The organism is Bacillus sp. SIMBA_031 (assembly GCF_046535225.1).
In the GTDB taxonomy this organism is placed as follows: domain Bacteria; phylum Bacillota; class Bacilli; order Bacillales; family Bacillaceae; genus Bacillus; species Bacillus velezensis.
This window is the reverse complement of sequence record NZ_JAWRXC010000361.1, coordinates 1-262: the sequence shown is the minus strand read 5'-3', so window position 1 is coordinate 262 and position 262 is coordinate 1. Positions and strand designations below refer to the sequence as shown.

Here is a 262-nt window from a genome sequence, read left to right as displayed (position 1 = left end):
CATGCCGACCAGATCGACACGTGGTGGTGCGGGAAACGCGGCGCGGCGTGTCGCCTGACGGAGTCGTACGATGAACACGATTGTGCAATCCGCGGCGTTCGCTGCCGATGCCGATGTCGATAGCGCGCAAGCAGGCACGCGAAGCGCCGAACCAGCCTTCGCCGTCTGCGTGACGACGATGAATCGCACCGAAACGCTCGCTGCCTGTCTTGACAACCTTGCGCGTTGCGTGCCGGCCGCCGCGCGTATTGTTGTCAGCGAC

The 262-nt window shown here is 64.5% G+C and carries 1 protein-coding gene; it reads left to right on the top strand.

What is annotated here, in order from left to right; all coding sequences use genetic code 11:
* Window positions 1-70: 70 nt before the first annotated feature.
* Window positions 71-262, top strand: a 192-nt coding sequence (locus SB724_RS20645) for a hypothetical protein (RefSeq protein ID WP_410572794.1), incomplete at its 3' end; no start/stop codon positions are given.